General features: G+C 63.4%; 8 protein-coding genes. 6 read left to right on the plus strand and 2 right to left on the minus strand.

The genetic code is table 11. From position 1 onward, the window contains the following. On the minus strand, window positions 1-1,367 hold a 1,367-nt coding region (locus AB5Y59_RS19995; RefSeq protein ID WP_368212553.1), incomplete at its 3' end, for a methyl-accepting chemotaxis protein. A gap of 273 nt (window positions 1,368-1,640) precedes the next feature. Here AB5Y59_RS19995 and AB5Y59_RS20000 point away from each other — a divergent pair. The 3 genes from AB5Y59_RS20000 to AB5Y59_RS20010 all read left to right on the plus strand — a co-directional run bounded on the left by AB5Y59_RS20000 (window position 1,641) and on the right by AB5Y59_RS20010 (window position 8,574). Continuing rightward, window positions 1,641-3,944, plus strand: coding sequence for a patatin-like phospholipase family protein (locus tag AB5Y59_RS20000; RefSeq protein WP_045522144.1), 2,304 nt, complete (start codon window positions 1,641-1,643; stop codon window positions 3,942-3,944). A gap of 229 nt (window positions 3,945-4,173) precedes the next feature. Further along, a complete protein-coding gene (acnB, locus tag AB5Y59_RS20005) occupies window positions 4,174-6,771 on the plus strand; it encodes a bifunctional aconitate hydratase 2/2-methylisocitrate dehydratase (RefSeq protein WP_139737855.1) in 2,598 nt (865 codons plus the stop codon). 231 nt (window positions 6,772-7,002) lie between these two features. Next, the gene (locus tag AB5Y59_RS20010) at window positions 7,003-8,574 is read left to right on the plus strand and encodes a cyclic diguanylate phosphodiesterase (protein ID WP_041213989.1); all 1,572 of its coding nucleotides are present in this window, start codon (window positions 7,003-7,005) and stop codon (window positions 8,572-8,574) included. Here AB5Y59_RS20010 and AB5Y59_RS20015 read toward each other — a convergent pair. Next, window positions 8,571-9,488: a LysR family transcriptional regulator gene (locus AB5Y59_RS20015; protein ID WP_323932472.1), complete on the minus strand. Its 918-nt coding sequence runs from the start codon at window positions 9,486-9,488 to the stop codon at window positions 8,571-8,573. The genes AB5Y59_RS20010 and AB5Y59_RS20015 overlap by 4 nt on opposite strands. A 76-nt stretch (window positions 9,489-9,564) precedes the next feature. Between AB5Y59_RS20015 and AB5Y59_RS20020 the strand changes: the two genes are divergently transcribed. From AB5Y59_RS20020 to AB5Y59_RS20030, 3 genes are all read left to right on the plus strand, one after another. After that, window positions 9,565-10,182: a LysE family transporter gene (locus AB5Y59_RS20020; protein WP_010675804.1), complete on the plus strand. Its 618-nt coding sequence runs from the start codon at window positions 9,565-9,567 to the stop codon at window positions 10,180-10,182. Window positions 10,183-10,297: 115 nt separating this feature from the next. Continuing rightward, window positions 10,298-11,704: a D-arabinono-1,4-lactone oxidase gene (locus AB5Y59_RS20025; RefSeq protein ID WP_048208545.1), complete on the plus strand. Its 1,407-nt coding sequence runs from the start codon at window positions 10,298-10,300 to the stop codon at window positions 11,702-11,704. 71 nt (window positions 11,705-11,775) lie between these two features. Continuing rightward, on the plus strand, window positions 11,776-12,903 hold the full coding sequence (locus AB5Y59_RS20030) for a GTP-binding protein (RefSeq protein WP_268451426.1): 1,128 nt from the start codon (window positions 11,776-11,778) through the stop codon (window positions 12,901-12,903). Window positions 12,904-12,912 lie beyond the last annotated feature (9 nt).

The raw sequence follows: 12,912 nt of genomic DNA on the forward strand, positions 1-12,912 counted from the left end.
ATGACCCCGGCGACCTGTTCGATTTCACCGGAGAGGCCGACGATGCCGTGACGGGCCTGGGCGACGACCTGGGCCCCCGCATCGGCCTGCTCGTTAGCCTGCTTGGCGACGTCGGCTGCCAGGGATGCATTGCCGGCGATCTCGGTGACGGTGGCTCCCATCTCGTGGATGGCGGTGGCGACCTGGACGGTGCGATCCCGCTGGGCGGTGCAGTTGTGCTGGGTGAGCTGGGCCTTGGCGGCCACCTCGTTGGCGGTGGCGGCGAGCTGGCGGGAGTTGCTCGCCACCTGTTCGATGGAGCCGTGGATCTTGGCGACAAAGTTGTTGAAGCCGGTCGCCACCTGGGCCAGTTCGTCACGGCCATCGACCTTGAGGCGATGGGTGAGGTCGCCATCACCGCTGCCGAGTTCGCGGAACAGGCGGGCCAGTTCGTTGAGGGGGCGGCTCACGGAGCCCGCCAGGAGAACGCCGAGCAGCCCCATGCCGACGGCGATGGCCAGGCTGACCAGCACCATGTGCAGGCGCGCTCTGTCCAGTTCGGCATAAATCTCGGCCTCCGGCACCTGGGCCACCAGATACCAGTCGAGCAGGGGGATGTAGCTGCTGGCCAGGATCACGGGCTGGCCGTCGACCTCGGCATGGGTGGCGGCAAAGGGCTGCTTGTTGAGCAGGTTGGTGCTACTGCCGCTGGCCAGCTGGGTCAGGTTGTCCCGATCGATGCGGGCGGCGTCGGGGTGCAGCTTCACCTTGCCGCTGCCGTCTGTCATGAAGACGAAGCCGCTGTCGCCGATGCGGAAGTTGGCGAGCATGCTGACCATGCTGTCGAGGGATTTGGCGAGGCCAGCGAGGCCGCGTCCGTCGAGTTGCTGGAAGTTGACGAACAGTTTCACCTCGCCGTTGCTCTCCCGAAAGATGCTGAGCATCAGATCCTGGCGGCTCTTGGTGTAGTCATAGAACCAGTTGTCCTGCTCGTGGTTCAGGATGCGCAGAAAACCGTCCTGGTTGTAGTAGGCGGCACTCTGACGATCGGCGAAGGAGGCGGTGACCAGACCATACTGGCTCGTCATGTCCTTGAGCTGGTTGATGAGGATGGACTCCTGCTCCTTGGGCATGCCGCGCTCGACCCAGTCCAGCACGAAGCGGTCGTTGGCAAGCTGTCTGGCGGCATTGGCGACCGAGGTGAGATCCTTTTCGATCTCCTTGCCGATGCGCTGGGTCAGGTTGGGCAGCTCCTGCTCGAACATGCGGTCCTCGATCAGCTGCTGGGCAGAACGCTGGCTGAAATAGCCCACCAGCAGGCAGGAGAGGGCCACCGCGAGGATGACGGTGGCCAGAATTTTCTGTTTCAGTGTCAGGCTTGCGAACATAAGGGTGACTCGGAAGTGTGAACCAGGGTTGAACTCATAATAGCGGCTGATTTGGCGCGCTCTTGAGGCGGTGGGGGCCTTTATTGTCGATTAACGTTTGCGCTCACACCCGGATTGGGCTGGATTGGCGCCCGATTTTGCCGAGACATCGTCGCAAGCGGGGCGACCCCTCGCCAGCACCCCGGCTTGCGGTTAAAGTGCTTGCACTTATAGTAGGCTGCACCTGACTGGCGGCCTGCCCGCTCGACTCGCACCGGATTTATGGACTCTCATATGCGCATCTTTCATCGGGGATGGACCCACCTGCTCGTGCTCCTGCTGGCGACCCTGCCGTTCATGGCGGCGGCCGGAGCCAATGATCCCGCGCCTTCGGCCAGAAACTCGGGGGCAACCAAGATGGAGCGTCCGAGGATCGCCCTGGTACTGAGCGGCGGCGGTGCCAAGGGGTCGGCCCATATCGGGGTGCTCAAGGTGCTGGAGGCAAAGCACATCCCGGTGGACATCATCGTCGGGACCAGCATGGGCTCCTATGTGGCGGGCATGTATGCCATGGGGCTCAGCGCCGAGGAGGTGGAGCGCACGACGCTGGCCATAGACTGGAACAAGGGCTATCAGGACAAGGTGGGGCGCGACGAGCTCTCCCTGCGCAAGAAGCAGCAGACCGAGAAGTACCAGCTGCGCACCGACATCGGGGTCAACGGTGACCAGACCCAGCTGCCGGACGGCTTCTTCCAGGGACAGTCCATGGCCAGCCTGCTGCGCCACGCCACCTCCAACCTGCCGGCGCAAAAGAGCTTCGACAACCTGCCTATCCCCTATCGCGCGGTGGCGACCGACATGGAGACGGTGACCCCCTTCGTGCTGGATCACGGCAGCCTCGCCAAGGCGATGCAGGCCTCCATGTCCATTCCCGGTGCCCTCAAGCCGGTGGACTGGGACGGCCGCATCCTGGCCGATGGTGGCACGGTCAACAACATGCCGGTAGACGTGGCCAAGGCCATGGGGGCCGACGTGGTGATCGCGGTGGACATCAGCGCCAAGCTGCGTACCCGGGAGTCCCTCAAGTCGGGATTGGCCATGATCGATCAGCTCACCACCTACATGACCCAGGTGGGGACCGAAAAGCAGAAGGCGCTGCTGGGCCCCAGGGACATCCTGCTGACCCCCGAGTTCGGCAACATGGGGATCGCCGACTTCGCCCTGATGCCGGAGGGGATCAAGATTGGGGAGGCGGTCGCCAACAGTGCAGCGGCCCGGCTCGATGCGCTCTCTCTCTCGCCCGCCGCCTACGCCGACTATCGCAACGGCAAGCTGAGCCGGCGCGCCGAGCGCAGTGGCCAGCCCGCCTACTACATCGACAAGGTGGAGATCATCAACAAGTCGCGCCTCTCCGACGACACGGTGCGGGCCATGCTGAACGTGCGTCCGGACAAGGTGCAGACCTACGAGAGCCTGGAGGCGGGGATCCGTCGCCTCTACGCCCTGGAGTCGTTCGATCGCATCACCTACGAGGTGGAGGAGCGGGACGGGGAGAACGTGCTGGTGGTGGACGCCAGCGAGAAGAACTGGGGGCCGGGTTATCTCAACTTCCAGCTCGGTTTCTCCGATGACTTCGAGAGCAGCTCCAACTACAACGTCGGCATGTCCTACACCCTGACCAACGTCAACGACTGGGGAGGCGAGTGGCTGACCGAGGCGTCCCTCGGGACCGCCAAGCACCTCAAGACCGACTTCTACACCCCGCTGGAGCCCTCCCAGACCTACTTCGGCGAGACGAGCCTGGCCTACGACAAGACCCAGCGACGGGTCTTCTTCCCGGAAGAGAGCAGGTCCTCGTCCGGGGTTAGCTATCTGGACTCCGAGTACAGCTTCACCAGCGTGGATCTCGCCGTCGGCTGGAATCGCCAGCCCTGGAGCCGCTTCTCCCTTGGGCTGGAGGGCAAGATCGGCAGCGTGGAGATCCAGAACCTCACCAACGCGGATGCCGATGCCTCCGCCTGGGGCCCCTACATCCGCTTCGAGCACGACACCCTCGACAGCCGCTACTTCCCCTATCAGGGGGTCTACTGGGACATCAAGGGGGGCTACTCCTACGTCGATCTCGACCCCGCGGACGCGCCCTCCGAGCAGGCCGAGGGGGTGAATTACCGGCTGGTGATGATCAAGCCCTGGTCCTGGGACAGGCACAGCCTCAACCTGATGCTGGAAGGGGGCGGCTCAAGCTCCCAGGAGACGGTACCGCTGTTCGTGCAGGATCTGGGCGGGCTGTTCCGCATGTCCGGCTTCCAGCATTACCAGTTGAGCGGTCGCTACAGCCTGTTTGGCGGATTGCGCTACATCTACCGGGTGGCGGACAACGACTTCGGTGCCTTCAAGGCGCCCCTGTTCCTCGGGGGCTCCCTCGAGCAAGGGGGGGTCTGGGACAAGGGAGAGGACATCAGCATCGAATCCTCCTATACCTCGGGTTCCCTCTATATGGGGGTGGAGAGTTTCCTCGGTCCCATCTTCCTCGGCTATGGCGTGGCGGAGGGGGGACACGACATGTTCTATCTGCAATTGGGCACTACGTTCCAATAAGGGGGAAATGCTGCCTTTTTGTTAACTCACCTTGGGTGGGCGGCTTGTCACTCTAAAAAAACCTAATAGGTTTATATGGTTATGCTGGTTTGATGAATAACTGCACAGGGTTTGGATTTTAATTAGTCGTTAAAACTTATATAGTGGGGGGCACCCTACGGGTGTCCCGCAAGGACGATCGCCGCGAGCTTGGGCGAACCCCAAAAAAAAGACCAAAGAGGAATTAGTCGTGCTTGAAACATACCGTAAACACGTCGCAGAACGTGCCGCCGAAGGCGTGGTTGCCAAACCTCTGGACGCAGAGCAGGTCGCCGCCCTGGTTGAGCTGATCAAGAATCCGCCCGCCGGCGAACAGGACTTTCTGAAAGAACTGTTGTCCTCCCGCATTCCCCCGGGTGTTGATGAAGCGGCCTATGTGAAAGCCGGCTTCCTCACCGCCGTCGCCAAGGGCGAGGCCCATTCCCCCATCCTGACTGCCGCCGAAGCCGTCGAGCTGCTCGGTACCATGCAGGGTGGTTACAACATTCAGCCGCTGATCGACCTGCTGGACGATGCGACCCTGGCTCCTCTTGCTGCCAAGGGCCTCTCCCACACCCTGCTGATGTTCGACTCCTTCCACGACGTGGAAGAGAAGGCCAAGGCGGGCAATGTCCACGCCAAGCAGGTGCTGCAATCCTGGGCCGACGCCGAGTGGTTCCTGAACCGCCCGGCCCTGGCCGAGAAGATCACCGTCACCGTGTTCAAGGTGACCGGCGAAACCAACACCGATGATCTGTCGCCGGCGCCGGACGCCTGGTCCCGCCCGGACATTCCGCTGCACGCCCTGGCGATGCTGAAGAACGCCCGTCCCGGCATCACCCCGGACAAGGATGGCGTCATCGGCCCCATCAAGACCATTGATTCCCTGAAAGAGCAGGGCTTCCCGCTGGCTTACGTGGGTGACGTGGTCGGTACCGGCTCTTCCCGTAAATCCGCCACCAACTCCGTGCTCTGGTTCATGGGCGACGACATTCCGTTCGTGCCGAACAAGCGTGCCGGCGGCGTCTGCCTCGGTGGCAAGATTGCCCCCATCTTCTTCAACACCATGGAAGATGCCGGCGCCCTGCCCATCGAAGTGGACGTCTCCAAGCTGGAAATGGGCGATGTCATCGACATCTTCCCCTATGAGGGCAAGATCACCCGCCACGGCACCGACGAGGTGCTGGCCCGGTTCGAACTGAAGACCGAGGTGCTGATCGATGAAGTGCGCGCCGGTGGCCGCATTCCGCTGATCATCGGCCGCGGCCTGACCGACAAGGCCCGCGAAGCGCTGGGTCTGCCGTTCTCCACCGTGTTCCGTCGTCCGCAGCCGGTGGCCGACACCGGCAAGGGCTTCACCCTGGCCCAGAAGATGGTGGGCAAGGCATGTGGCGTGGAGGGCATCCGCCCGGGCACCTACTGCGAACCCAAGATGACCACGGTCGGCTCCCAGGACACCACGGGCCCCATGACCCGCGACGAGCTGAAAGACCTCGCCTGCCTCGGCTTCTCTGCCGATCTGACCATGCAGTCCTTCTGCCACACCGCGGCCTATCCCAAGCCCATCGACGTACAGACCCACCACACTCTGCCGGACTTCATCATGAACCGCGGCGGTGTGAGCTTGCGTCCGGGTGACGGCGTCATCCACTCCTGGCTGAACCGCATGCTGCTGCCGGATACCGTGGGTACCGGTGGTGACTCCCACACCCGTTTCCCCATCGGCATCTCCTTCCCGGCGGGCTCTGGCCTCGTGGCCTTCGCCGCCGCCACCGGCGTGATGCCGCTGGACATGCCGGAATCCGTGCTGGTGCGCTTCAAGGGCGAGCTGCAGCCGGGCATCACCCTGCGTGATCTGGTCCATGCCATCCCCTACGCCGCCATCCAGAAAGGGCTGCTGACCGTCGAGAAAGCGGGCAAGAAGAACATCTTCTCCGGCCGCATCCTCGAGATCGAAGGTCTGCCGACCCTGAAGGTAGAGCAGGCGTTCGAGCTGGCGGACGCCAGCGCCGAGCGTTCCGCTGCCGGTTGCACCATCAAGCTGGATAAAGAGCCGATCATCGAGTATCTGAAGTCCAACATCGTGATGCTGAAGTGGATGCTGTCCGAAGGCTACGGCGACGTGCGCACCATCACCCGCCGCATCAAGGGGATGGAAGAGTGGCTGGCCAACCCGGTGCTGATGGAGGCGGACAAGGACGCCGAGTACGCCGAAATCATCGAGATCGATCTGGCCACCATCAAGGAGCCGATCCTGTGCGCGCCGAACGATCCGGACGATGCCCGTCTGCTGAGCGACGTGGCAGGCGACAAGATCGACGAGGTGTTCATCGGTTCCTGCATGACCAACATCGGCCACTTCCGCGCCGCCGGCAAACTGCTCGAGAAGTACCAGGGCGAGCTGCCGACCCGCATGTGGATCGCGCCGCCCACCAAGATGGACAAGGATCAGCTGACCGAAGAGGGCTACTACGGCATCTTTGGTCGGGTCGGTGCCCGCATCGAGATCCCGGGCTGTTCCCTCTGCATGGGCAACCAGGCGCGGGTAGCGGAAGGGGCCTCCGTGGTATCCACCTCCACCCGCAACTTCCCGAACCGCCTGGGCAAGGGTGCCAACGTCTATCTGGCCTCTGCCGAGCTGGCTGCAGTTGCCGCTATCATCGGCAAGATCCCGACCGTGGCCGAGTACCTGCAGTATGCCAAGACCCTGGACGCCACTGCGGCCGACACCTACCGCTACCTGAACTTCAACGAGATCGCCTCCTACACCAAGAAGGCCGATGCGGTGATCCTGCAGCAAGCGGTCTGAGACTCGCCGGTCTGACCACTGAAAATAACAATGCCGCGTCTCGACGCGGCATTTTCCATTTCAGGGGGCTGCGCGATAATGACCCGCCATGCCCAGCAACGGCGTCGTCGATTTGCCTGGTACGCGCGTTGCGCTTTCGTTGTCTGGCCATGATGGCCCCACCGTTTCCTGGTGGGCACTTTTATACCGCGGTACCTGCGAAGCGGGCCCGCGCATTGCGGCGTGGTTGCTATGTTTCTGTTCCGGATTGATCTGGCCCGCATGAAGTGGCGCCTTGGTTGTGCCCTGCTGGTGTTGGCCCTGCCCCTGGTGGTGGGAGGGTGGATGGTGCACGACAGCTACGAGCAGGAGCTGAAGAACGATGCCAGCGCGTCAGCCAGCAAGGCCAGAACCTTGCTGGAGCGCATGCTGGATCAGGCCGAGCGGGCCAACCTCGAGGTATTGCCGCTGGCCGGTCGACCTTGCAGCGACAACCTGTTGCTGCTGCGCAAGCGGGTGGCGCTGGAGCCTTTCCTGCGCTCCATCAATCTGGTGCGACAGGGGATCATCAACTGCACCTCGCTGTTCGGGCCTGCCAGGGAAGTGGATGACGGCTCCCGCTACACGGATCGCAAGTTGCTGCTGATGAGCGGCAACCTGGTGCGCAAGAATCACCCCTTGCTGGTGGTGCGTCAGGAGCGGGGGCGTGATGCGGCACTGAGTGCCATTGACAGCAGCCAGCTCAGTTTCATGCTCACCCTGAGCAGCGATCCCAGCGAGCTGTTCTTGCAGGTGGGGTCCGCCTGGCTCGATGAGTCCGGCCACTTCCAAAGCGATCCGCCGAAACTGCACAGCAAGTTTGCCCTGATACTCGCCTCCCAGCGTTACCCCTTCACCATCCACGCCGGTTATGCCATGCCGATCTACTGGCGTGCCCTGTGGGAGGCTCGCCATCTGCAACTGATCTGGCTGGGAGCCAGTTCGCTGGTGCTCTCACTGCTGGTGTGGTGGCTGCTTGGGCGGCCGGGGGCCCTGACGGACGAGCTGAGACGCGGGCTGCGAGCCAGGGAATTTGTCCCCTATCTGCAACCGCTGATCGCCAGCAAGGGCGGCAAGATGGTGGGAGCCGAGGTACTGATGCGCTGGCAACATGCCACCGAGGGGCTGATCCGCCCCGATCTCTTCATCCCCCAGGCGGAAGAGTCTGGCCTGATCGTGCCCATGACGGTCAACCTGATGAAGACGGTGGCCAAGACACTCCACCCGGTGCAGGAGCAGCTGCCCGAGGCATTTCACATCAGCTTCAACATCAGTGCCATCCACTGCCGGGACCTCTCCCTGGTGGCGGAGTGCCGCGACTTCCTCGGCCATTTCGTGCCGGGACGGGTGGTGCTGGTGCTGGAGCTCACGGAGCGGGAGCTGCTGGTGACCAGCCCGCAGACCCTCTCCCTGTTTCGCCAGCTCGACGAGATGGGGGTGCAGCTCGCCATCGATGACTTTGGCACCGGCCACTCCAGCCTCATCTATCTGCAGCAATTCCACGTGGACTATCTCAAGATCGACCGCTCCTTCATCGGCCGTATCGGGACGGAGTCCCTCTCCGAGCACATCGTGGACAACGTCATCGACCTCGGGGGACGGCTGGGGTTGTCCCTGGTGGCCGAAGGGGTGGAGACGGAGCAGCAGGCCGCCTATCTGAGAGGCAAGGGGGTCCAGTATCTGCAGGGATACCTGTTTGCCCGCCCCATGCCGATACGCCAGTTCTGCCGGGAGCTGACGGCGGGAGAGATACAGGTCGCCGCCGGGCGCACCGCCCAGGGCTAGGCCGCGCCCACCAGGCTGTGCAGCCAGTTCACCAGGATGTCGTGGGGGCTGCCGGGTTCGGGAGGGGCGGGGGCGAGCAGGTGATAGCCGGTGCCGTCGGGGACGAAGCCGAGCGGTGCCACCAGCAGACCGGCCTCGATATCGTCGCACACCTGTCGGTAGGGGCCGATGGCGACTCCCAGCCCGGCGACTGCCGCCTGCAGGCTGAAATAGAAGTGCTCGAAGGTCTGACCCGGCACCTCCTCGTCGGCGGGCATGCCTGCGTGCTGCTGCCACTCCAACCAGGCGCCCGGACGGGTCTTGGTGTGCAGGCGGGGGGCCGTTGGTCTGAGGGCCTGCACATCCCCCCTGGGTTCAAAAAACTGCGCCACCTTGCCCGGCTGACAGACAGGTCCGGTCCGCTCCTCGAACAGCAGCTGGCTGTAGAGCTCGGCAGGCCAGTGAAAGTCGTTGCGCCGAATGGCGAGATCGATGCCGCTGCCAAAGCTGAGGGCGCCGCCCCCCGCCATCAGGTGAACGTCCAGCTCGGGGTGCAGGGCCTGAAAGGCGGGCCAGCGCGGGATCAGCCAGCGCATCAGGAGGGTGGGTTCGCAGGAGAGCACCAGCGACTGGGGACGGCTCTGCTGGCGCAGGGCTTGCGCCGTCTGGCGGATGCTGCCCAGCCCCTCTCTGACCGCCTGATAGAACCGTTCACCCGCGTCGGTCAGAAAGACCCGGCGCTGGCGCCGCTCGAACAGCATGACCCCCAGATCCTCCTCGAGCAGTCGTACCGCCCGGCTGATGGCGCCATGGGTGAGATGCAGTTCGTCGGCGGCGCGGCCGAAATGCTCGGTGCGGGCCGCCACCTCAAAACAGCGCAGGGCGGTAAGGGAGGGAAGCGAGAGGGCTTTTTGTGAGTTTTTTTCACCATTCATGTCAGAAATCATCGTTCGTTATTGGTGTTATTGGCAAATAAAATAGCCGATATCCCCTCTAATCAGGACTATTTTCATGACCGAACTGTTAGCCGTTGTCGCCATTACTCTCTTTGCCGTCATCAGCCCCGGGCCCGACTTTGCCATGGTGTCGCGTAACAGCCTGCTGCTCTCGCGCCGCACCGGCGTGCTGACGGCGATCGGCATCGCGGCCGGGGTCTGCGTGCACGTGGCCTACACCCTGCTGGGGGTGGGCCTGCTGATCCAGCAATCCCTCTGGCTGTTCAACCTCATCAAGCTGGCAGGGGCCGCCTATCTCATCTTCCTCGGCATCAAGATGCTGCGGGCCAAACCGGCTGCCGATGAAGAGAGCATCTGTCAGCCTGCCCTCTCCAGTCTGGGTGCGCTGCGCACCGGATTTCTGACCAATGTGCTCAATCCCAAGACCACCATCTTCATCGTCAGCCTCTTCATGCAGGTGGTGCAGCCGCAGACGCCGCTGGCGGTCCAGATCGGCTATGGCGCCTTCATCGCGCTGGCGCACGCCCTCTGGTTTGGTGCGGTGGCGCTCTTCTTCTCCACCCCTGCGGTGCGGGACCGACTGCTGGCGGTACGCCACTGGATCGATCGGGTGTTCGGGGGCCTGCTGGTGGGATTCGGCATGTTGCTGGCATTGACCCAGCAGACGCGCTGAGGCGGGGAGGGGCGCTCCCCCTATCCACCCCCGACTGTAGGGTCTTGTTTTTCATGCCTTGGCAGCCACTTTTCGGTAGAATTGGCGCTCATTTTGAAGTCAGATGAGGCGCGGTATGACGGTCAGGTTCCAGGCATTTCACAGCATCAAGGCGATTGGCAATCGGGAGGTGCTGTTCAACTGGTCCAGAACCAACCCCCTCGGCGCCCTTGATCAGGTGTGGCGCCCGACGACCCGTGACGAGCTGCAGCAATTGCTGCGGGAATACCCCGAGCGCAAGCTGCGGCTCATCGGCTCCGGCCTCTCTTTCGAACCCATCCACAGCGTCTACGCGGAAGGCAGCCAGGCGCTGCTGGTGGACCTGCACCACCTGCGCGGCCAGCTGGACAAGACTGCCGATACGGTGACCTACCTGGCGGGGACGCCGCTTGATACCGTCTATGCCGACCTCATCGCCATGGATCGCATGCTGCCGGCATCCCCCGGCGTCATCGGCATCCAGACCCTGGGCGGTGCGCTCAGCACCGGCACCCATGGGCAGGGATTGCACCAGTCCGCCCTGTGCGATGCGGTGGCTGCCCTGACCGTGATGCTGGCGAGCGGCGACATCATCCGTGTGGATCGCACCGATCCGCGCTTCGGCGCCTTCGTGATGGGCATGGGGATGCTCGGCATCCTGCTGGATGTGACCCTCAACACTGTGCCCAACCGCATCATGCGCTGCACCAAGTTCACCACCGACTACCCCTTCCTGCTGGAACACAACGAGCGCCTCAACCGGGAGCACGCCTTCGTGAAGAGCTGGTGGTTCGCCTGGACCGGCGAGAGCCACATCTGGCTGGTGGATCCCGCCTCCGATGACGAGGTGGCCCGCTACCGGGCCGGGGGCAGCGAGCCGCTGGTGCTGGAGGGAGACATGGACGAGCGCATGAACCTGGCGCTCAATGCCACCATAGACGCGACCCTGCAGAAGATGGCCAGAGACACCAAGGACGAGGCCAGGGCAGGCGAGCACTTCGAGACGGTGCGCCGCTTCAAGGACGCCTCGGATCTGGTGGGCAACGTCTACCAGATCCTCTGCAAGGGGATCCCGGCGCCCCAGATCAACTGCGAGGTGGCCGTGCCCCTCGAACGCATGGGGGAGGCCCTTGAAATCCTGCAGGCATGGCAGGAGGCGAACCCCGGCGTGCTGCACTACCCCTTCATCCTGCGCTGCACCGGTCCCTCCGTGGCCTGGCTCAGTGCCGCCCATGACAAGTCGGTGTGCTGGATAGGTTTTCTGGTCTATCTGGCGGCGGACGGGACCTTCGTCGGGGGCTCCATGGAGCAGATGCGCGAGTTGCAGCAACTGCTGGTGCCGCTCGGCGGCATTCCCCATTTCGGCAAGCACCTGGCGATGGACCTCTACGACTTCCCGGCCCTGTTGCCGCGCTGGCACGACTTCCTGGCCCTGAAGCGGGAGCTTGACCCCCATGGCCGTTTCGAAAACCGTTGGCTCGGCGACCTGTTCGCCAACCGGTAAGGATCTGACATGACCGATATGCAAGACACTCGCTTACTCATCCTCCTGCCGATCAGAGGGGGGGCAACCCGATGACAGACATGCAAGACACCCGCATCCCCGTGACCCTGCTGACCGGTTTTCTCGGCAGCGGCAAGACCACCTTGCTCAACCACTGGGTCAAGCAGCCCGAGCTTGGGGAGTGCGCCGTGCTCATCAACGAGTTCGGCTCCGTGGGGCTGGATCACCATCTGGTACAGCAGGTGGACGAGCAGGTGGTGCTGCTCGATTCCGGCTGCATCTGCTGCTCGGTGCAGGGCTCCCTGGTGGAGGCGCTGCAGGGGCTTTTCATGAAGGCCATCCAACGGAAAATCAAACCCTTCAAACGGCTGATTATCGAGACCACGGGTCTGGCCGATCCGGCCCCCGTGCTGTTCACGTTGAGGGAAGAGGGCTTTATCGCCCAGCGCTACCGCTTCGATGGTACCGTCACCGTAGTGGATGCCGGCCATATCGAGCAGCAGCTTGCGGCTCAATATGAGGCGGTCAAACAGGTGGCGCTGGCGGATCTGCTGGTGGTGAGCAAGGGCGATCTGGTGGATGAAGAGACCCTTGCTCGGGTGGAAGCCCAACTGGCGGCCCTCAATCCGGCAGCCCCCATCCAGCGGGTCAGCAATGGCGTGCTCTCACCTGCGGTGCTGGAGAAACTCGGCGCCTACAACGAGGCGGCGGGGCGCGACGTGCGCCAGTTACTGGCCTGGCTGCGTACCGAATCCCCGAAACAGGGGCTGGCTTCGCCCATGCAGCCGAAGATGACGCCGTTTGCCGCCAAGGTGGGGACGGCCGTGCCCACCCGCTTCGAGCACGGCAATATCGAAAGTTTCTCCCTGCGCATCGGCGAGCCGCTCAAGCCCTCCCGCCTGCTGGCCGCCATCGATGCGGTGCAGGCGCAATACGGCGATGCTCTGCTGCGTCTCAAGGGGATATTGCAACTGGAAGGGGAGAGCCAGCCAGTGGTGATCCACGGCGTGCACGGCCAGCTCTATCCGTTGCAGGCGCTGGGGGAGTGGCCCGAAGGCAAGGCCCAGTCCCGGCTGGTGTTCATCGTGAAGAGCCAGGACAGGGTAGGCATAGAGCAGTTGTTCCTCTCAACCCTCAAGGCCCCCGAACCCAGCCTGGAAGAGCACCTCAAGGCCATGCTCGGCCAGCCGGATGCCTGATATGCTGAT

Origin of the sequence: Aeromonas sp. s10 (assembly GCF_040907975.1) — a bacterium.
GTDB classification, from domain to species: Bacteria; Pseudomonadota; Gammaproteobacteria; order Enterobacterales; family Aeromonadaceae; genus Aeromonas; species Aeromonas caviae.